Source organism: Rhodococcus sp. 05-2254-6, assembly GCF_002258565.1.
Classification (GTDB): Bacteria; Actinomycetota; Actinomycetes; order Mycobacteriales; family Mycobacteriaceae; genus Rhodococcoides.
This window is the reverse complement of sequence record NZ_NOZF01000170.1, coordinates 16,728-33,875: the sequence shown is the minus strand read 5'-3', so window position 1 is coordinate 33,875 and position 17,148 is coordinate 16,728. Positions and strand designations below refer to the sequence as shown.

Genomic DNA, 17,148 nt, shown 5'->3' with positions numbered 1-17,148 from the left:
TTGAGCATCGCCGGATCCGCGACGATCGCGAGGTGCGGAAAGACACTGCGAAGAGTCGACGCCTCCTGCTTCGCGAGCGAGAGATCCCGGCGGTCACCGCAATTGACGACGTACATCCCGCCGGGGGAGAGGACGCGTCGAACATGGGCGGTGAACTCGGCCGTGAGTAGCGGGGCCGGAGTTGTGGCTCCCGCGAACACATCTCGCACGATGAGGTCGCGACTGTTCTCGCTGAGCGTCTCGGTGACCGCCCGAGCTTCGCCGACGCGGATGCGCAGCAGCGGTGCCCGGGGCAGGTCGAACCACTCGCGCACGAGTTCCGAAAGCTTGCCGTCGAGCTCCACCACCACCTGACGCGCCCCGGGATATTCCGCGGTGAACGAGCGCGCCAGGGTGCACGCCCCGCCCCCGAGGTGCAGCGCCCGCAGCGGAAAGCTCGAATCCCACTGCGACCGAACCAGGCCCGAGATCCAGCGCATGTACTCGAACTCGAGCACGGTGGGGTCGTTCATGTCGATGTGCGAACTAGGGACGTCGTTGACGTTGACGACCCACCCGTCGTCGGAGAACGCGTCACGAACCAATTCACAGGTGCCCGAATCGATTTCGAACACTCCGGGCTGGAGGGAGCCGACCGGTGCCGACGCCCGTTTCCTACCCACCTTGGCCTTCGAGCCGGAAGTCCTCGAAATCGAAACCGGGGGTGACGGTGCAGCTGACCAGACTCGGTTCGTTACCCATCGGACGCGCCCGCTGCCACACCGACGGCGGCACGATCTGCTGCGGCGAATCGGGCCCGACCAGTAGCGAGGTCACCGCCCCCGGATCGGCCCCGCCACCGCCGAGCTCCAGCTGCACGGGACTACCCCGGTGGTACAACCACATCTCGGTGCCGCGGACGGTGTGCCACGCCGACTGCTGACCGGGCATGAGCAGGAACAGGATTGCCGTGCCCGCCGCGCGCGGGCCGGGGTAACCGTCGGGCAGGAACTCCTGCGGGATGGTGACCTCGCTGCGCCAAGTCTCGCGGAACCAACCACCCTCGGGGTGGGGTGCGAGGTCGAGGCTCAGGGCCCAGTCGGGCAGCGACGTCATGGACGCAACCCTAATCCGTGGCGACCTGAACCCGGAATTTGTCGCGTCCGGTGTGCAGGCCCCACAGCTGCTCGGCGAGCGCCTCGGGGCTCTTCTTCGGATCCTTGCCGTCGATGGCGCCACCGATGATCAACTGCGACACCTGGATTCCCTCGCCCGCCAACTCCTCGTTGAGCAGCTGCGCGTATGCGGCCTGGCCTGCGAACGCGATGGAGGTGCCGGTGACCGTACGCCCGGGCTTGACCGCAGAGCCGCCGTTGACGAACAGAATCGTGCCCTTGTTCTCGCCGAGGAACCGCATGCCCGGCAACACCTGGTGTACGGCGGCGATCGGTCCGTAGATGGAGAACTCGACCGGCCCGACCATGTCGGCCGGGGTGGTCTCGAGCACGGGCCGCATGAAGTCCTTCTGCGGAAGCGGGCTGTATTGCAGCACCTCGATGGGTCCGAGTGTCTCGGTGACCTGTTCCAACGCCGACGCTATCGAGGCCGGATCGCGCACATCGGCGACGAAGCCCTTGGCGGAGATACCGTCGGCAGCGAGCTGATCGGCCAGAGCGTCGACACGGGCCTGATTGCGGGAGATGAGGCCGACCGAGAAGCCCTGCGCGCCGAACTTGCGCGCGACTGCTGCTCCGAGACCTGCACCTGCTCCGACTATTGCTATCGATGTCATGTCGAATGCAAGGACCGAGACTCGAAGACTATTCCGACGACCGTCCCGAGCAGGGCCTCCGCAGTCCGATGCAACGCGGTGACATCCCCGGTCCAGCCGAGTACTCGCAGAGCGGCCTCGGCGATTCCGGCCGCGTCCGCCGTCGCGTCCTGGCGGCCGTTCTCTCGATCGGCTCGCGCGTTCACCACAGTCTCCACCAGGCGAAACGGCAGGTCCTCGGTACCCGGCCTGCGCTCGGAATCGAGCTGGACCAGCGTGTCCGACGCAATGGCCGCGTACAGACTCATCAGCGTGTACCGATGGTCGCGAAAGGTCTCGAAGCGCTCGCTGCGCAGTTCGGGCAGTAGATAGAGCGCGCCGAGATTCCAGGTGGACGCGCCGAGCTGTCCGGCGTCGAAGTAGGCCAGTGCGTACATCTGGGTCGCCGCGTCGGCCGACGAGTCCCGGATGCGCAGCGCGACGGCCAGCGGCGCATCGACCGTGCCGCTGAGCAGCGCGTCGAGTATGTCGTCCTTGGTGGCGAAGTGGTGATAGAGCGAGGCCTGACGTAGACCGACGGCGTCGGCTATGACGCGGGTGGAGGTGTTGGTGAATCCGCGGGTGGTGAAGAGCTCGGCCGAGGCGTCGAGAATTTCCTCGCGAGCGGTGTCGCCCGGCCGCTTCTTCGTGCTCAGCCTTGGCCTGCCTGCTCCGGTCATGACTGCATCTTGTCAGGTCTCCGTGACGGTGAGATTTCTGTCATCTGATCGAAATAGACGAAACGAGGTTGTTTCACGACGGACACCGCCAGGGAACGGCGGTGCCGAAAACTATCAACTGACAGAAACCCGCCTCGGCGATGCAGCGGGCGGTCACTCACCACCCACCTCGCCCGTAGGAGACTTCCATGAGCTCGACAACACTGCCGGCCCCGGGCTCGGGTTCGGAACCCTCGCCCACCACCGACCATTCCGATCTGGCTTCCCTCGGCTACGACCAGCAGCTGCACCGCAGCCTCGGCAAGTACGCGTCCTTCGCCGCCGGCTTCTCGTTCGTCTCGATTCTCACCACCATCTTCCAGCTCTTCGGACTCGGCTTCAGCTTCGGCGGCCCGGCCTTCTTCCTCACCTGGCCGCTCGTGTTTCTCGGGCAGTTCATGGTGGCCCTGAATTTCGCCGAACTCGCTGCCCGCTATCCCATCTCGGGCGCGATCTACCACTGGTCCAGGCGTATGGGCGGTGAGCTGGTCGGGTGGTTCGCCGGCTGGTTCATGATCATCGCGCAGATCGTCACCGCCTCCGCAGCCGCGATCGCACTGCAGGTCGTCCTCCCCAGCATCTGGGGCGGCTTCCAGCTGATCGGCGAGGACACCGCGCTCACCTCGCCGAGCGGAGCCGCGAATGCCGTTGCGCTGGGCTCGATTCTGCTGGTACTCACCACCACGATCAACTGCATCGGCGTGAACTGGATGTCGCGCATCAACAGCATCGGCGTCACCTGCGAGATCGTCGGCGTCATCGCGCTGGTGCTGGTGTTCTTCACCCACGCCGAGCGCGGACCACAGGTGGTGTTCGATACCGGTAGTGCCGGAGCCGATCCCGGCTACATCGGTGCCTGGATCGTCTCGGGCCTGATGGCGGCCTACGTCATGGTCGGCTTCGGCTCGGCAGGCGAACTCGCCGAGGAAACCCGCAATCCCCGACGCGTCGCACCTCGCACCATCCGTCTGGCACTGTCGGCATCGGCACTGGGCGGTGGCTTGATGATCGTCGGCGCACTGATGGCCGCACCGAGCCTCACCGACGGCCAGCTCGCGACGCAGGGGCTTCCGTACGTCATCGACTCGATCCTCACCTCGCCGTGGGGCAAGGTCCTGCTGGTCGACGTCGCCATCGCGGTGTTCATCTGCACCCTCGCCATCCAGACCGCGGCATCACGGCTGATGTTCTCCATGGCCCGCGACGGACGACTGCCCGCCTCGACAGCTCTCGCAAAGGTCAACTCGCGCACCGGAACCCCCATCGCACCCTCGGTCCTGATCGGTCTGGCCTGCGTGGCGATCCTGGCCGTCAACGTCGGCAACTCCGCGATCTTCACCACGCTCTCCAGCGTCTGCATCGTGCTGATCTACCTCGCGTACATGATGGTCACCGTCCCGCTGCTGATCCAGCGACTCAAGGGCTGGCCGCACGGCGGCGTGCAGCACGACTCCGACGGCCAGAAGCTCTTCACCCTCGGACGTCTCGGCCTGCCGGTCAACATCGCCGCAGTTCTCTACGGCGGCCTGATGGTGATCAACCTGTCGTGGCCGCGGGCCGAGATCTTCGACCCCACCGGCGAATTCCCACTGCTGCGCTGGGCCGCACCCCTGACCGTCCTGGCCGTGATCGTCGTAGGTATCGCCTGCCTGCCCCGCGGCAAAGCCCACCCCAAGCCCGTCACGATCGGAGCCTGAACCAGCATGAGCACGGCAACTGCAACCACCCACTCCGCCAAGGAACACGCACGCTCCCAGGCGACGGTCGCACCGGCACCCACTGCACCGGAGGGCATCTCGGAGCTCACCTGGGCAGAATCGGTCCCCGGCGGCAGCTACACCACCAAGGTCCTCGCTCGCGGAACCCGGCTACGCCTCGTCGACGTCGACGGTGATGCCTGCGCCAACCTGCTGCTCTACCGCGCCGACGCCCCATGGGAGCAACTCAACACCGCCGACACCGTCAAGGTGCCGTGGCAGGCGTATCTGAGTGCCGGCCATCCTCTGCTCTCGGATCAGGGGCGCGTTCTGGCGACCATCGTCGACGACACCTCCGGCCACCACGACGCCCTGTGCGGCACCACCTCCGCTGCTACCAACACCGCGAAATACGGAGTCAGCGGACCACATTCGTCGGCTCCCGCAGGCCGCGAACTGTTCACTCTGGCCGCAGCAAAGCACGGACTGGAACCACGCGACGTCGCACCGTCCCTGTCCTTCTTTCACGGCGTGAGAGTCGACGCCGACGGGGCTCTGGTCGGCACCGGCTCGGCGGGAGCGGGGAAGTCGGTGGATCTGCTGATCCACCTGCCGGTGATCGTGTTGCTGGCCAACACCGCTCACCCGCTCGACCCGAGGTCCGAGTACCCCACAACGGCCCTCGACGTGCTGGCGTGGCGAGCACCCGAAGAGCTGCTCGCTCTCGGCAACACCGAACCCGAGTACCAGCGCGCAGTGCAGAACACCGAGGACGCATGGAAGGCAGCACAATGACCACAGGAACACTCGAGACCACGATCGTTCGTGACGAGATCGCCCCCGCATTCGGCCCGTGGTCCGCCGTCGTCGAAGCCGGTGACGTACTGACGATCGTCGATCTGTACGGCAATCAAGCCGTCGACACCCTGATGTACGGCGCGCACGATCACTCGATCCGTTACTCCGCCCCCGCCACCGTCACCGCACAGCAGAACTTGTTCCTGACCACCGGAACCGTTCTGCGCAGCGATGATTCGACTCCGATCATGACGATCGTCGACGACGAGGTCGGCAACCACGACACCGTCGGCGGTGCGTGCTCCAAGGAATCGAACACCCTGCGCTACGGCCACCACACCCAGCATCAGCACGCGTGCGTCGAGAACTTCCTCATCGAGGGATCCAAGTGGGGACTCGGCAAACGGGACCTGGTGCCCAACATCAACTTCTTCATGAACGTCCCCGTCGACGCCGACGGCACGCTCGGCATCGTCGACGGTCTGTCGGCTCCCGGAAAGAAGCTTTCCTTGCGTGCCGAGATCGACACGCTGGTCCTGGTGTCCAACTGCCCGCAGATCAACAACCCCTGCAACGGATTCGACCCCACCGCGGTGCGGATGATCGTGACGCGAGAGCCGGGCGGTCGAGCATGAACGCGACCAAGATGACCGTCCAGCGACCCGGCATGATCACCACCGTGCAGGACTGGCCGGGTCGCATCGGGTACTGGAAGGTGGGCGTACCGCCGTCGGGGCCGATGGACGACCTGTCGTTCCGGCTCGGCAACGTCGCGCTCGGCAACCCCGAGGGCGCCCCGGGCCTCGAATCCACCATGGCCGGGCCGGCATTGACGTTCGACGCCGACACCTACGTCTGCGTCACCGGCGCAGCGGTACCGATGCGCATCGACGGCCGATCGGCCGCGCAGTGGAAGCCGGTGCTGGTTCCCGCCGGCGCCACCCTCGATGTCGGCACCACCACCGGGCACGGGCTACGGGTCTACGTTCTGATCCAGGGCAGCCTCGACGTCGACGACTATCTCGGCAGCGCAGCAACGTTCACTCTCGGTAAGTTCGGCGGACATCGTGGCGGCACCCTCGGTGAGGGCGACGTCATCGGCCTGGCCGGGCGCTCGGACAATTCCGAGATTCTCGGTCCGATACCGATGGAACACCTGCCGGTGCTGACGTCGAACTGGGACATCGCCGTCACCGAGGGCCCCCACGGCGCACCGGAGTTCTTCACCCGCGAGGACATCGACACCCTCTACGCCACCCGCTACGAGGTGCACTTCAACTCCGATCGCACCGGGGTCCGGCTCATCGGGCCGAAGCCGCAGTGGGCCAGGACCGACGGTGGCGAAGCCGGACTGCACCCGTCCAACATTCACGACAACGCCTACAGCGTCGGCGCACTGGACTTCACCGGCGACACCCCGATTCTGCTAGGACCGGACGGCCCGAGTCTGGGCGGATTCGTCTGCCCCGTCACCGTTGTCGCCGCCGAGCGGTGGAAGCTCGGCCAGCTCCGCCCCGGGGACACCATCCGCTTCGTTCCGGTGCGAGCCGCGGCCACCGCCCCACTGGGATCACTCGGTCTTGCCCGGCGCGCATCTCTGCCTGCAGTGTTCTCCGCAGGCGGCGACGGGGACGACGGCGTTCTTGCTCGACGCGACGCCGACACGTGCGTCACCTACCGGCGCTCGGGAGACGACAACGTCCTCGTCGAGTACGGCGACATGAAACTCGACCTGGCCCTGCGTGCGCGAGTCCACGCCCTGCACCAGCGCGTCGAGGCACTCGCCCCGCGCGGGTTGGTGGACCTGACCCCGGGCATCCGCTCGTTGCAGGTGAAGGTGAATCCCGATGTGCTGTCGATCGATTCGTTAATGGGTCTGCTGTCCGAGGTCGAGGACGATCTTCCCGCGGCCTCGGAGCTCGTGGTGCCCAGCCGCCGGGTTCGGCTCCCGCTCTCGTGGGACGACCCCTCGACCCGCGAGGCGATCCAGCGGTACATGCACGGTGTGCGCGCCGACGCGCCGTGGTGCCCCTGGAACATCGAGTTCATCCGACGCATGAACGGACTCGACTCGGTGGCAGACGTGTTCGACACCGTCTTCGCCGCCGACTACATGGTGCTCGGACTCGGTGACGTGTATCTGGGCGCTCCGGTGGCGACACCACTCGACCCCCGACACCGCCTGGTGACAACCAAGTACAACCCGGCGCGAACCTGGACGCCGGAGAACGCCGTCGGCATCGGTGGGGCATATCTATGCATTTACGGCATGGAGGGTCCCGGCGGATACCAGTTCGTGGGTCGAACCACGCAGGTGTGGAACCACAGCGCCGCCTACAGTGACGGCCCCTTCGAGGAGGGCACCCCGTGGTTGCTCCGGTTCTTCGACCGAATCTCCTGGTACTCGGTCGAACCCGAGGAACTGATGGATCTGCGCGCAGATCTGGCAGCAGGCCGCGGCGGCGGAGTGGACATCACCGACGGTGAATTCTCGCTGGCCGAGCACGAGAACTTCCTCGAGACCAACGCGGACTCCATCGCCGAGTTCCGCGCGACGCAAGCCGTTGCCTTCGGTGCCGAGCGCGACGCGTGGTCGGCAGCAGGCGAATTCGATACGACGAAGGGCAAGACCGATGCAGCCTGAGGTACGAGAGCGAGTTCTGCAGGCCTACAAGCGGATCGCCGAGGTGGATCGGCCCGAGGTCTGGATCACCCTGCGTGACGAGAACGACGTACTGGCCGAGGCAGTCGCCCTCGAGGAGGCACTCGCGGCCGGTGCCGATCTACCGCTCGCGGGCACACTGGTCGCGGTCAAGGACAACATCGACGTGGCCGGGCTGCCCACCACCGCGGCCTGCCCCGAGTTCGCCTACACCCCTTCGGCATCTGCCGTCGCCATCGAGCGACTGACCAGCCAGGGCGCACTGATACTGGGCAAGACCAACCTCGACCAGTTCGCCACCGGATTGGTCGGCACTCGCAGCCCCTACGGCGCGGTGCGGTGCGCCTGGGATCCCACGCTGGTCTCGGGAGGCTCGAGTTCCGGGTCCGCCGTCGCGGTGGCACTGGGCATCGCGGACATCGGAATCGGCACCGACACAGCAGGATCGGGTCGCGTACCCGCAGCCTTCCACGGCATCGTGGGCATCAAGACCTCACTGGGTATCGTGCCGAACACCGGTGTCGTTCCCGCCTGCGCCGACTACGACTGCGTCACCGTTCTCGCCCGTGATCTCGACAGTGCCACTGCGGCCATGAAAGTCATGACCGGCCCGACCGCCACCGATCCACGCAGCCGGGCCTGGCCCGCCGACGTCCGACTGGCCGCATCCCCGCAGCCCCGTGTCGCCGTCCCACGAGGTGAGGATCTGACGTCGCTCAGCCCGGCGTACCGTCGGGCATTCGAGGAGACGGTCGCCGGCCTGGCCGACAAGGGCATGTCCCACGCCGAGGTCGACATCTCGGCGCTGCTCGACGCTGCAACACTGCTGTACGACGGAGCGATTGTGGCGCAGCGCTATTCGGCCGTCGGAGAGTTCCTCGACACCGCGCCTGCCGGTGCCGATCCCACGGTGGCCGCGATCGTTCGATCGGCAGCAGGGCCGTCCGCGCATCGATACGTGGACGATCTCGACACCCTTGCGCGAGCGAAGACAGCAGCCCGCACACTCCTCAGCGAGTTCGACGGCCTGCTGTTACCCACCACCACCGAGCATCCCACTATTGCTGCGGTGCAGTCGGATCCGATGAGCATCAACCGGCGGCTGGGTACGTTCACCAACTTCTGCAACCTGCTCGACATGGCCGCGGTGGCCGTTCCCGGAGCCCCGACGCCGGATGGCACTCCGTTCGGGGTCATGGTCGTCGTACCTGCGTTCGAGGATCAGATCGCAATCGACCTGGCGGCACAGTTGAGCGGAATCGAGTCACCGTCGTTGATCGACGACGGCATCGAGGTACTGGCCGTCGGCGCACATCTGCGCGGTTTTCCGGTGCATCACCAGTTGACCGATCGCGGTGCGCGATTCAGCGGCGAGGTGACGACCACGGCGGACTACCGGCTGGTGGATCTGCACACCACCCCGCCCAAGCCCGGCCTGATACGGCGGGCTGGCGACGGCGCACCCATCTCCGGAGAGCTCTATCGCATGTCCGCTGCCGCGCTCGGAACCTTCCTCGCCGGGCTCCCGTCACCGATGGGTCTGGGTCCGGTCGAATTGTCCGACGGCCGCTGGGTCACCGGATTCTGCTGTGCGCACGACGCCGCCGAGTCGGGAACCGACATCACCGAATTCGGCGGCTGGCGCGCGTACAGAGCTCACGCCGGGACCGGTTTGCCCCCATCGGTCGCCACTCGCACCGCGAGGAGCCCGAGCACCGTGCCCATGACGTAGCGCTGCACCCGCAGCCACGTCGGGCGAACGGCGAGGAACTGCGCGATCGATCCGGCGAGCACCACGATCGCCAGGTTGACCGCTACGGCCACGGCGATCTGCACCCCGCCGAGCGTGAATCCCTGCAGCAGAATGTGTCCCGCTGCAGGGTCGACGAACTGCGGGATGACCGAAATGTACATGATCGCGATCTTCGGGTTCAGCAGGTTGGTCGCCAAGCCCATCGTGAACAGCCGGCGGTTCGAATCCTGTTGCAGCTCGGTCGGTTCGAATGCCGACACCGTCCCGCGCACGGCCTGCACCGCCAACCAGGCGAGGTAGGCCGCGCCGGCGAGCTTGACCGCCGTGTACAGCGCGGGCACGGCCGTGAACACCGCGGCCAGGCCGAGATTGGTGGCCGTCAGATAGATCAGGAATCCGATCGCGACGCCGCCCAGCGACACCAGTCCCGCCCGTCGGCCCTGCGAAATGCAGCGCGAGACAAGGTAGATCATGTTCGGCCCCGGCGTCAGAACCAACGCGAGAGCCACTGCGAACACACCGAGAACTGCGGAATACGAGACCATGCGGTCAAGACTTCACGTCGACCGGCCCGCAGGAGAAGAGCCAGTTACGGTGTCGTGGTTCCCTTATCCGGCACGCACTGCCGAGGCCACCGCGGCACCGATCGCCGCCATTCCCGCCGCCGTCGGATGCAGGGGTGCCGCAGGATTCTGCGGGACGACCCCCTCGAAGTACCGCTGATCGGCAGCCACGCACACGTCGTGGCCGACACTCAGCGCCTCGGTGTCGACGAACTCTGCACCGTGCTCGTCCGCCTGCTGCTTCAGTGCCTCGTTCATGGCGGTGATGCTGCCCTGGATGTAGTCGGCGTCCTCCGGCAGCATCGGTTGCGTGGGGAAGCAGCCACCGTCGGGCAGATAGGTGCCGTAACCGACCACCAGAATCCGCGCGTCGGGCGCACGGTCGGCCACCGCGTCGAGCATCGCTCCCCAGCTCGGTGCAGCGTCCTCGATGGCCGCGGCCACGGAGTCGACGCCCCCTGCGGTGAGCCGGTCCCTGCAGACGTTGGTGGCCGGGGTGTCCGCGAACGTCAGGCATTGCACTGCCGTCGAGACCAGCCCGATGTCGTTGCCGCCGATCGTGACGGTCACCAGATCGGTCTCGGGTGTCAGCGCATCGAGTTGCACGGGCACCTCGCCGCTGGATGTTCCCTGCACAGTGGAGACGATGTTCTCGGTGACCGCACCCGAGCAGGTGACGTCGACGAACGAGCCGACTGCCAAGTCCTCGGCGAGTACGTGTGGGTAGTTGGAATCGGACTGCTGGCATCCCGGTGCGCCGACCTGTTCGGGGATCCGCGGGCCCGATGCGGCCGAGTCACCCAGCGCGACGTAATTCAGCGGAACCGACGCGTCCTCCGACGGCCCAGCAGGCACTTCCGACACCGACGAGTCCGACGAGTCCGACGAACAGCCCGCCAGTACGCAGGCGGACACAGCAAGACCGACGAGAATTCCCTGGCTCCTCACAACTTCGACGCTACAGATGCCGGTAATCTCGACCGGGTTGTCCAGGACAGACGTCCATCGCATCGAACAGAGGAATTTTCATGATCACCGCGTTCATCAACCAGATCCTCAGCGGCTTCGGCTCCATTTCCGCTGGCAGCAGTGGCTTCGAGCTGGCACCGGGAACGCTGCCCTTCGGGCTGTAGAGACCACCGCATACTCACCCGCGCGGTGGCCGACGATTGCTTCTTCCGCCGCGCGGGTAGTCCGGCATCATGACTACCCACGACAACGACTCGAAGACCCCCGACGCCGAGAAGGACGTGACGTCCGATCCGGCCGCGGCTGCAGAAGACAACGATTGGTCGAGCGAAGGCGGAGCGATCGAAACCGGTCCCGCGACCGACGACGAGCGAACCGACAGCAACTAACCGATCAGACGGCGGGGCGCGGCCCGCAACGTGCGGACGTCGCCGTCGGCGACGATGTGCTCCGCCGTCTCACCTCGGGTGCGCGTCGGATCGCCGACGGTGAACCTCACGCGAGCGTCACCGAGCCAGTCGACTCCGACGACGATTCCCACGGTGCCCTTCGGTATCCCGCTGCGCCACCGCAGGTGCCCCAGATTGCGTACCGTGATCACGGTCTCGCCGATCTCGAAATGCCCCATACGCCCCCCCGGCTCGATTCTTACCGACCAGTAGACCTCGAGTGAACGCCCTGTTCAAGCGGTACATCCGCGCTTACTTCGCCCGCTGACAGCCTCGGTGCCAGTCGGCACGATCACAATTCGGCAATTGGCCCATTTGCGGCCATCAACCCCGACCTGGGGTATCTTTCGCTTCTACCATTTGCTGTCCTGGCAAGAATTATTGCCAACTTTCGGACCGTGTCGGACACTCTTCCCATGACTACAGACACCGATCGACACACTCCGGTCGACGCGATCATCGTCGGCGGCGGAGTCGCCGGACTCAGCGCCGCCGTGGCCCTCGGCCGTTCCCGACGATCCGTCGCGATCATCGACGCGGGCGATCCCCGCAACGCTCCGGCAGCGCATTCACACAACTACCTCACCCGCGACGGGGAATCGCCTCTCGAGCTGGTTCGCCTCGGCCGAGACGAGGCGCGACACTACGGCGCACGCATCGTCGAGGGTGTCGCGACGTCCGCGAGTCGAACCGAAGCCGGGTTCGAGGTGACTCTCGCCGACGGTTCCGTCGTCCGCGGCCGCCGCCTCCTGGTCACCACCGGCCTCACCGATGTACTGCCCGACATCCCCGGCCTCGCCGATCGGTGGGGGCGCGACGTACTGCACTGCCCGTACTGCCACGGCTGGGAGGTACGCGATCGCAGGATCGGCATCATCGGCAGCGCCATGGTCGGGCATCAGGCACAGATGTGGCGTCAGCTCACCGAGCACGTCACGGTGTTCGCGCACACGGCACCGAATTCGGCCGAAGAGGACCTCGAACGACTCGCCGCACGTGGCATCGAGGTCGTCGACGGGGAGATCGCTCGGGTCGATGTCGACGGCGACGCAATCGTCGGAGTGACACTCGCGAGCGGCACACAGATCCCGCTCGACGCGTTGGTCGTCGGACCCAACTTCACCTCCCGCGCAGACGTCCTGTTGTCGCTGGGGCTGGCCACGACCGAGATGGTCATGAACGACCACGTTCTCGGCACGTACGTCGAGGCCGATCCCGTCGGCGCCACCTCCGTTCCCGGCGTGTGGGTTGCAGGCAACGTGTCTGCACCGATGGACACCGTCGTGGCGGCGTCCGCGGCCGGAGTGAAGGCAGGCGCGGCTATCAACGGTGACCTGATCGAGGAGGAGGTTCGCATCGCCGTCGAACGGGCAAAGGCCATCGCTTCGTAGATGCCCGGAGACCGACACCCGTGAGCTGTCACAACATCTGTTGAGCTTTTCCCACCTACAGGCCGGCTTCGGCTCCGTATGCGCTGCGCAAAGACGTATATTCACCCATGGAGGCGTCGCGAACAGCCATGCGAACGCTACTGCGAGAAGGAAGTAGGTCCTTCGATGAATACGAAGGTCGCTGCACCCTTCGCCATGCACACCGTACGAACCGTCGGTCTGGGTGCCGTGGTCGTCGTCGCGAGCACCGTCTTCGTTCTCGGCGACGCCGGAGTACGGGCCGGCGTGCTCGCCACCGTCGCAGTCGGATCGGTGCTGGCCATCAGCGCCGCTATCCGTCGATACCGTCCCGACGACTCTCGGTGCTGGTGGGCACTGTTCGGTGCCTCGGTGCTGTTCATGTTCGGGGTCTCGCTCCGCAGCGATCCCACCGCACTGAACCATTCGTTCCCGCTGCTGCCGGATCTGTTCACCCTGACCGGGTACGCCCTCGTAGGGTACGCACTGTCGCGGTGGATCCGAGATCGACAGTCGATCGACGACATCACTCCGCTCGTCGATGCAGGCCTGATCTTCCTCGGCACCCTGTTCCTGTCGTGGTTGCTGTTCATCTCCCCGGCCCTCGAATCTCCCCGTTCGTCGGCATCGACCGTGGTCAACGGGCTGTATCCGGCGATCGACGCAGCACTGATCACCCTGACCACCTACCTGCTGTTCTCGTCCAAACCCCGCACCCCCGCGCTGCAGTGGGCTCTGCTCGCGCTCGTCGCGACACTCGTCGGCGACATCTCGTACGCGTTCGCGGCCACCACCGACGACGCGCCGTCCTCGGGATTGCTCGACGGCATCTACCTGTTCGCGTATCTCGCCCTGGCGATGGCCGCCCTGGATCCGTCGATGCGTACCGTCTCCCAGCGGCAGACTCCTGCACCGGCGCACAGCAACCGCCGCGTCGTGTTCGTGGTGACGCTGCTGGTCGTCTGCGCCACGGTCCCGCTGCTGGGCTCGGCCGTGTCCACCGGAGATCTGATCGTCCGATCCCTGTTGCTCGCCTCGATTCTGGTGGGGGCCTTCCTGCGCGGCGAACGCGCGCTGACCCGCGTGCAGGTCGGTGAAGAGCACGCGAAATACCTGGCCGCTCACGATCTGTTGACCGGCCTACCGAACCGCACGATGCTCGACGAGGAATTCACCCGGCTCGAGCGCACCCAGACTCCGGGGCGCACGTGCGTCCTGTTCGTCGACCTCGACAACTTCAAGATGGTCAACGACTCGTACGGTCACCGCGTCGGTGACGAACTCATCGTGGCCGCAGCGCGACGCATCCGCGCCGCCGTCGGTGCCGCCGACACCGTGGTCAGGTACGCCGGTGACGAGTTCGTCGTGTTGACCCGCCGCGATCGCGGCGGAGCAGAAGCATTGGCCCGCCGCATCATCGATCGAACGAACGAGCCGTTCCCTCTGAGCGCCGCAACGGCATACGTCACGGCCTCGGTGGGAATCGCGGACGCGGACCGACTGCACGACGCCATCCGCGAGGCCGACACCGCGATGTATCACGCGAAATCTCTCGGCGCGGCGCGCTACGCGTTCTTCGACGAGTCCCTGCGTGCGCGAGCCACATCCGCGATCGAGACCGCCACCGCGCTGCGCGGTGCAATCAGACGCGGCGAGCTCGAGGTGTACTACCAGCCGATCATCGAGACCACCTCGCGCACCACCGTCGTCTACGAGGCACTTCTGCGCTGGAACTGGCAGGGGCGAGTGCGTACCCCCAACGAGTTCATCCCGATCGCCGAATCCACCAACCTCATCAAGGAAATCGGCGAATGGGTGCTGCGCACCGCGATGTCGGATCTGGTGACACTGCGTTCCGACGGGCAGGACGTCACCATGTCGGTGAACGTGTCCCCGATGCAGTTGCGTGACGATTCGTTGCCGGTGATCGTCGGGAGACTGCTCGACACGTACGGCCTCGACGGAGCGGATCTGGCCCTCGAGATCACCGAGAGCGTGCTGATCGACGACATGGGTACGGCGAAAAGCGTTCTCGACCGACTCGCTGCGATGGGTGTGCTCATCGTTCTCGACGACTTCGGTATCGGCTACTCCTCGTTGAGCAGGCTGCGCGCGATGCCGATCGCACTGCTCAAGATCGACAAGTCGTTCGTCCACCAGATCGGCACTTCGGAATCCGACACGCAGCTGATTCGCGCGATCGTCGCCATGGCGTCGGCGCTGCCGGTGGCCACGGTGGCCGAGGGCGTCGAGACCGAGGAGCAGGCCGCGATCATCGAGGCTCTCGAATGCCGCTTCGCGCAGGGCTTTCTGTTCGGTAGACCGGCACCCGTCGCACATTGGCTTCTCGAATCTGCCGAGACCCGTGCCGGCAGGTGAGCCGGGTGTTAGCGTCGGGCGGTGTCTGTAATCGGAGTGCACCGCTCGACTGTCCTTGCGTGTGCCCTCCTGCTGGTGCCGCTCGCCGCGTGCAGTAGCAGCGAGAGCACCGATCCCGACCCCGCGTCCGAGAACAGCTGTGTTCTCGGTGCCAGCGGCGGCACCCCGGTAGAGGGGACGCCGAGTGCGAGTTCGGGTGACATCTCCACCAATCCCGAAGTGGCGACCGGGTATCGATCCGACATGGCTCCGGTGGAGACGGCCTCGTACTCCGTCTCGACGGCCAACCCGGTTTCCACCGAGGCCGCGTGCGCGGTCCTGCGTGACGGTGGCACCGCGGCCGACGCGCTGATCGTGGCGCAGACGGTGCTCGGCCTCGTCGAGCCGCAGTCCTCCGGCATCGGCGGCGGGGCCTTCCTGATGTACTACGACGCGGCCACCGGTGAAGTACAGAGCTACGACGGCCGCGAGACCGCCCCGATGAGTGCGACCGGCGACTACCTGCGGTACATCGACGACGTCGATCGCACTCTGCCTCAACCCGATGCCCGTTCGAGCGGTCGATCGATCGGCGTCCCCGGGGTGCTGCGGATGCTCGAGCAAGCCCACGACGATCACGGCACCAAGCAGTGGGGGGAGCTGTTCGAACCCGCAATCGGTCTCGCCGACAACGGAATCGAGATCAGCCCGCGCATGGCATCGTCCATTGCCGACTCGGCCCCGAAGCTCGCCCTCGACCCCGCGTCCAAGGAGTACTTCCTGCAGCCGGACGGCACCGGCAAGCCGGCCGGGACGGTGCTGAACAACCCGGCGATGTCGAAGACGCTGTCCGCCATCGCAACCGACGGGGCAGACGCCTTCTACACCGGTGACATCGCGCAGGCCATCGTCGACGCGACCGCGGACACCACCGCCGGCCGTACCCCCGGACAGATCACGCTGGAGGATCTCGCCGCGTACGAACCCAAGACCCGCACGGCCGTCTGCACCGAGTATCGCGACCACGACATCTGCGGTATGCCCGGCCCGTCCTCGGGCGGTATCGCGGTGGCGTCGGCGATGGGGATTCTGTCGAATTTCGATCTCGCGCAGTACGCCCCGGCAGGAATGGACGCCAACGGCGGAACCCCGACGGCCGAAGGCGTGCACCTGATCGCCGAGGCCGAGCGCCTGGCCTACGCCGACCGCGACAAGTACGTCGCCGATCCGGACTTCGTACCACTGCCCGGTGGATCCCCCGATGCACTGCTCGATCCCGAATATCTCAGTGAGCGAGCGGGACTGATCGACGAGGGCAGATCCATGGGCACAGCGCAGCCCGGCGACTTCGGCCCGGTGCAGTTCGCCTCGTCCACCGATCCCGAGTTCGGCACCAGCCACATCTCCGTCGTCGACAGCCAGGGCAATGCCGCCTCGATGACGACGACCGTCGAGTCGGCTTTCGGCTCGTTCCACATGGTCGACGGCTTCCTGCTCAACAATCAGCTCACCGACTTCTCGGCATCGCCGGTGGCCGAGGACGGTACGCCGGTGGCCAATCGCGTCGAGCCGGGGAAGCGTCCACGCAGCTCGATGGCACCGACCCTGGTCTTCGACCGAAACGAAGACGGCACGCGCGGAGATCTGGCGCTCGTCGCCGGCTCTCCCGGCGGTTCGGTGATCATCCAGTTCGTCGTCAAAACACTGGTGGGACTGCTCGATTGGGGCATGGACCCGCAGCAGGCGGTGTCGATGGTCGACTTCGGTGCGGCCAACACCCCGTCGACCAACTACGGCGGCGAACACCCGAACGTGATGGGCGAGAACGATCCTGTGGTCGCGGCGCTCCGCGAGATGGGCCACCAGGTCTCGGTCGCCGACCAGTCCAGCGGCCTGAGTGCACTGCAACGAACCGACGGCGGTTGGATCGGGGGAGCGGACCCACGCCGCGAGGGTGAGGTACTCGGTGGATAGGTGCGAGC

General features: G+C 66.3%; 16 protein-coding genes. 9 read left to right on the top strand and 7 right to left on the bottom strand.

Going from position 1 to position 17,148, the window contains the following annotated elements; genetic code table 11:
• The 4 genes from CH256_RS23220 to CH256_RS23205 form a co-directional block, all read right to left on the bottom strand.
• Nucleotides 1-662: spermidine synthase (locus tag CH256_RS23220; RefSeq protein ID WP_094670721.1), on the bottom strand; the 662-nt coding region annotated here is incomplete at its 3' end.
• Entirely contained in the window at nucleotides 655-1,095 is a 441-nt protein-coding gene (locus CH256_RS23215; RefSeq protein WP_094670719.1) for a cupin domain-containing protein, read from the bottom strand. The genes CH256_RS23220 and CH256_RS23215, both read right to left, overlap by 8 nt.
• Nucleotides 1,096-1,105: 10 nt before the next feature.
• Nucleotides 1,106-1,771 (bottom strand): SDR family NAD(P)-dependent oxidoreductase, encoded by a 666-nt coding sequence (locus tag CH256_RS23210; RefSeq protein WP_094670717.1) that lies wholly within the window; start codon nucleotides 1,769-1,771, stop codon nucleotides 1,106-1,108.
• A complete protein-coding gene (locus CH256_RS23205; RefSeq protein ID WP_094638297.1) occupies nucleotides 1,768-2,469 on the bottom strand; it encodes a TetR/AcrR family transcriptional regulator in 702 nt (233 codons plus the stop codon). Before CH256_RS23205 ends, CH256_RS23210 begins: the two co-directional genes overlap by 4 nt.
• A gap of 188 nt (nucleotides 2,470-2,657) precedes the next feature.
• Between CH256_RS23205 and CH256_RS23200 the strand changes: the two genes are divergently transcribed.
• Genes CH256_RS23200 through atzF form a run of 5 tightly spaced genes read left to right on the top strand, consistent with a single transcriptional unit; the run spans nucleotide 2,658 to nucleotide 9,397 of the window.
• Nucleotides 2,658-4,205: an amino acid permease gene (locus CH256_RS23200; RefSeq protein WP_094670715.1), complete on the top strand. Its 1,548-nt coding sequence runs from the start codon at nucleotides 2,658-2,660 to the stop codon at nucleotides 4,203-4,205.
• Between the two features lie 6 nt (nucleotides 4,206-4,211).
• The gene (locus CH256_RS23195; protein WP_094670713.1) at nucleotides 4,212-5,000 is read left to right on the top strand and encodes an urea amidolyase associated protein UAAP1; all 789 of its coding nucleotides are present in this window, start codon (nucleotides 4,212-4,214) and stop codon (nucleotides 4,998-5,000) included.
• Nucleotides 4,997-5,638 (top strand): urea amidolyase associated protein UAAP2, encoded by a 642-nt coding sequence (locus CH256_RS23190; protein WP_068049469.1) that lies wholly within the window; start codon nucleotides 4,997-4,999, stop codon nucleotides 5,636-5,638. The genes CH256_RS23195 and CH256_RS23190 overlap by 4 nt, the downstream gene beginning before the upstream one ends.
• The gene (locus tag CH256_RS23185) at nucleotides 5,635-7,647 is read left to right on the top strand and encodes a 5-oxoprolinase/urea amidolyase family protein (RefSeq protein WP_094670711.1); all 2,013 of its coding nucleotides are present in this window, start codon (nucleotides 5,635-5,637) and stop codon (nucleotides 7,645-7,647) included. Before CH256_RS23190 ends, CH256_RS23185 begins: the two co-directional genes overlap by 4 nt.
• A complete protein-coding gene (gene atzF, locus CH256_RS23180; protein WP_094670709.1) occupies nucleotides 7,637-9,397 on the top strand; it encodes an allophanate hydrolase in 1,761 nt (586 codons plus the stop codon). Before CH256_RS23185 ends, atzF begins: the two co-directional genes overlap by 11 nt.
• Here the strand turns inward: atzF and CH256_RS23175 are convergent.
• Both CH256_RS23175 and CH256_RS23170 read right to left on the bottom strand, forming a co-directional pair.
• Complete coding sequence (locus CH256_RS23175) at nucleotides 9,322-9,963, bottom strand: LysE family translocator (protein WP_094670707.1); 642 nt, start codon at nucleotides 9,961-9,963, stop codon at nucleotides 9,322-9,324. The two genes, atzF and CH256_RS23175, sit on opposite strands and share 76 nt — an antisense overlap.
• 63 nt (nucleotides 9,964-10,026) lie before the next feature.
• Nucleotides 10,027-10,929 carry an SGNH/GDSL hydrolase family protein gene (locus CH256_RS23170; RefSeq protein ID WP_256989522.1) on the bottom strand — a complete coding sequence of 301 codons (903 nt, stop codon included), beginning with the start codon at nucleotides 10,927-10,929 and terminating at the stop codon, nucleotides 10,027-10,029.
• A 254-nt stretch (nucleotides 10,930-11,183) separates the two neighbouring features.
• Here CH256_RS23170 and CH256_RS28210 point away from each other — a divergent pair, with 254 nt between their 5' ends.
• Nucleotides 11,184-11,339, top strand: a complete 156-nt coding sequence (locus tag CH256_RS28210) for a hypothetical protein (RefSeq protein WP_176460451.1) — start codon at nucleotides 11,184-11,186, stop codon at nucleotides 11,337-11,339.
• On the opposite strand, the gene CH256_RS23165 is transcribed toward CH256_RS28210, so the two are convergent.
• A complete protein-coding gene (locus CH256_RS23165; protein ID WP_094670703.1) occupies nucleotides 11,336-11,578 on the bottom strand; it encodes a hypothetical protein in 243 nt (80 codons plus the stop codon). The genes CH256_RS28210 and CH256_RS23165 overlap by 4 nt on opposite strands.
• 237 nt (nucleotides 11,579-11,815) lie before the next feature.
• Between CH256_RS23165 and CH256_RS23160 the strand changes: the two genes are divergently transcribed.
• From CH256_RS23160 to ggt, 3 genes are all read left to right on the top strand, one after another.
• Nucleotides 11,816-12,790 carry an NAD(P)/FAD-dependent oxidoreductase gene (locus CH256_RS23160; RefSeq protein WP_068049462.1) on the top strand — a complete coding sequence of 325 codons (975 nt, stop codon included), beginning with the start codon at nucleotides 11,816-11,818 and terminating at the stop codon, nucleotides 12,788-12,790.
• 165 nt (nucleotides 12,791-12,955) lie between these two features.
• The gene (locus CH256_RS23155; protein WP_094670701.1) at nucleotides 12,956-15,187 is read left to right on the top strand and encodes a putative bifunctional diguanylate cyclase/phosphodiesterase; all 2,232 of its coding nucleotides are present in this window, start codon (nucleotides 12,956-12,958) and stop codon (nucleotides 15,185-15,187) included.
• Between the two features lie 21 nt (nucleotides 15,188-15,208).
• On the top strand, nucleotides 15,209-17,140 hold the full coding sequence (ggt, locus tag CH256_RS23150; protein ID WP_094670699.1) for a gamma-glutamyltransferase: 1,932 nt from the start codon (nucleotides 15,209-15,211) through the stop codon (nucleotides 17,138-17,140).
• Nucleotides 17,141-17,148 lie beyond the last annotated feature (8 nt).

What these genes read in the sequence shown, in the direction of transcription:
- CH256_RS23200 (WP_094670715.1), top strand. Translation starts at nt 2,658, where the DNA reads ATGAGCTCGACAACACTGCCGGCCCCGGGCTCGGGTTCGGAACCCTCG.
- CH256_RS23195 (WP_094670713.1), top strand. Translation starts at nt 4,212, where the DNA reads ATGAGCACGGCAACTGCAACCACCCACTCCGCCAAGGAACACGCACGC.
- CH256_RS23205 (WP_094638297.1), bottom strand. Translation starts at nt 2,469, where the DNA reads ATGACCGGAGCAGGCAGGCCAAGGCTGAGCACGAAGAAGCGGCCGGGC.
- CH256_RS23215 (WP_094670719.1), bottom strand. Translation starts at nt 1,095, where the DNA reads ATGACGTCGCTGCCCGACTGGGCCCTGAGCCTCGACCTCGCACCCCAC.
- CH256_RS23160 (WP_068049462.1), top strand. Translation starts at nt 11,816, where the DNA reads ATGACTACAGACACCGATCGACACACTCCGGTCGACGCGATCATCGTC.
- atzF (WP_094670709.1), top strand. Translation starts at nt 7,637, where the DNA reads ATGCAGCCTGAGGTACGAGAGCGAGTTCTGCAGGCCTACAAGCGGATC.
- CH256_RS23175 (WP_094670707.1), bottom strand. Translation starts at nt 9,963, where the DNA reads ATGGTCTCGTATTCCGCAGTTCTCGGTGTGTTCGCAGTGGCTCTCGCG.
- CH256_RS23155 (WP_094670701.1), top strand. Translation starts at nt 12,956, where the DNA reads ATGAATACGAAGGTCGCTGCACCCTTCGCCATGCACACCGTACGAACC.
- CH256_RS23190 (WP_068049469.1), top strand. Translation starts at nt 4,997, where the DNA reads ATGACCACAGGAACACTCGAGACCACGATCGTTCGTGACGAGATCGCC.
- CH256_RS28210 (WP_176460451.1), top strand. Translation starts at nt 11,184, where the DNA reads ATGACTACCCACGACAACGACTCGAAGACCCCCGACGCCGAGAAGGAC.
- CH256_RS23210 (WP_094670717.1), bottom strand. Translation starts at nt 1,771, where the DNA reads ATGACATCGATAGCAATAGTCGGAGCAGGTGCAGGTCTCGGAGCAGCA.
- CH256_RS23165 (WP_094670703.1), bottom strand. Translation starts at nt 11,578, where the DNA reads ATGGGGCATTTCGAGATCGGCGAGACCGTGATCACGGTACGCAATCTG.
- CH256_RS23185 (WP_094670711.1), top strand. Translation starts at nt 5,635, where the DNA reads ATGAACGCGACCAAGATGACCGTCCAGCGACCCGGCATGATCACCACC.